Annotated in this window: 2 protein-coding genes; both read left to right on the top strand. The window is 74.5% G+C overall.

Annotation, left to right across the window (positions count from 1 at the left end; all coding sequences use genetic code 11):
- Positions 1 to 1089 (top strand): protoporphyrinogen oxidase (hemG, locus tag G3I53_RS10275; RefSeq protein WP_164438255.1); only part of this gene is annotated, 1089 nt, incomplete at its 5' end.
- A 5-nt stretch (positions 1090 to 1094) separates the two neighbouring features.
- Positions 1095 to 1826 carry a hydrogen peroxide-dependent heme synthase gene (gene hemQ / locus G3I53_RS10270; protein WP_164334398.1) on the top strand — a complete coding sequence of 244 codons (732 nt, stop codon included), beginning with the start codon at positions 1095 to 1097 and terminating at the stop codon, positions 1824 to 1826.
- Positions 1827 to 1894 lie beyond the last annotated feature (68 nt).

The following is a 1894-nucleotide window of genomic DNA, read 5'->3' as shown; positions in this document are numbered from 1 at the left end:
TCCGACGAGGGCCTGGCCCGCATCGGGCACGACGCGGACCTGCCGCGCACCGAGGTCGGCGAGGACGTCGCGGTCGGTGCGTACGTGGCCGCCCGGCTCGGCCGCGAGGTCGTGGACCGGCTGGTCGAGCCGCTGCTGGGCGGCGTGTACGCGGGCGACGCCTACCGGATCTCGATGCGGTCGGCGGTGCCCCAGCTGTTCGAGGCGGCCCGCACCCACACCTCGCTCACCGAGGGCGTCCGCGCGATCCAGGAGAGGGCCGCGGCCGCGCCCCGGACCGACCCGGTGTTCATGGGCATCGAGGGCGGGGTCGGCAGCCTCCCGCTCGCCGTCGCCGCGTCCCTGCGGTCCCGCGGTGCGGAGATCCGCACCTCGACGCCGGTCACCGGACTGCGCCGCGAGCCCGGCGGCGGCTGGCGGATCGTCACCGGCGACGAGCAGCTGACCGCCGACGCCGTCGTCGTCGCGGTGCCCGCGCCGGCCGCCGCCCGGCTGCTGCGCGGCGAGGCACCGGCGGCCGCCGCCGAACTGGCGGGCGTCGAGTACGCCTCCATGGCCCTGATCACCCTCGCCTTCCGCCGCGACGCCGCCGACCTGCCCGACGGGAGCGGCTTCCTGGTGCCGCCGGTCGACGGCCGCACCATCAAGGCCGCCACCTTCGCCTCGCAGAAGTGGGGCTGGATCGCCGCCGGGAACCCGGACGTGGCCGTGGTGCGCACCTCCGTCGGCCGGCACGGCGAGACGGAGATCCTCCGCCGCGACGACGCCGACCTCGTCGAGGTGTCCCGGCGCGACCTGAAGGCCGCCACCGGCCTGGACGCCGAGCCGGTCGCCACCCGCGTCACCCGGTGGGACGACGGCCTGCCCCAGTACCCCGTCGGCCACCACGCGCGCGTGGCGCGCGTCCGCGAGCACCTCGCCGCCCTGCCCGGCCTCGCCGTGTGCGGGGCGGCCTACGACGGCGTCGGCATCCCCGCGTGCATCGCCAGCGCGCACACCGCCGCCGACCAGATCCTCGGTGACCCGCACGACGTGCGGGACCTCACCGCCGCCCCGGTGCAGAGCCTCCACGCAGGAGCAGGAGAATGAGCAGTATGAGTGACGACGCCACCACCCCCGCCGCCGACCGGATCCCGAACAAGGGCAAGCTGGCCAGGGACCTCAACGAGGTCATCCGCTACACCCTGTGGTCCGTCTTCAAGCTGAAGGACGTGCTGCCCGAGGACCGTGCCGGTTACGCGGACGAGGTCCAGGAGCTGTTCGACCAGCTCGCCGCCAAGGACGTCACGATCCGCGGCACCTACGACCTCTCGGGCCTGCGCGCCGACGCCGACCTGATGATCTGGTGGCACGCCGAGGACAGCGACCTGCTCCAGGAGGCGTACAGCCTGTTCCGGCGCACCCGCCTGGGCCGCGCCATGGAGCCGGTGTGGTCGAACATGGCGCTGCACCGCCCCGCCGAGTTCAACCGCTCGCACATCCCGGCGTTCCTCGCCGACGAGACGCCCCGCAACTACGTGAGCGTCTACCCGTTCGTGCGCTCCTACGACTGGTACGTGCTGCCCGACGAGGACCGCCGCCGGATGCTCGCCGACCACGGCAAGATGGCCCGCGGCTACCCCGACGTGCGCGCCAACACGGTCGCCTCGTTCGCCCTCGGCGACTACGAGTGGATCCTCGCCTTCGAGGCCGACGAACTGCACCGCATCGTCGACCTGATGCGCCACCTGCGCGGCTCCGAGGCCCGGCTGCACGTCCGCGAGGAGATCCCGTTCTACACGGGCCGCCGCAAGGACATCGCCGAACTGGTCGCCTCCCTGGCCTGATCAGGCGGCGGGCCGGGCGGGCGCCCCGCCGTCCCGTCCGGCCGCCTGCCTCGGGCGCGGTTCCGGGC

Source organism: Streptomyces sp. SID14436, assembly GCF_010548465.1.
Classification (GTDB): Bacteria; Actinomycetota; Actinomycetes; order Streptomycetales; family Streptomycetaceae; genus Streptomyces.
The sequence above is the reverse complement of the archived record's forward strand: the minus strand, read 5'-3'. Positions and strand labels throughout refer to the sequence as shown.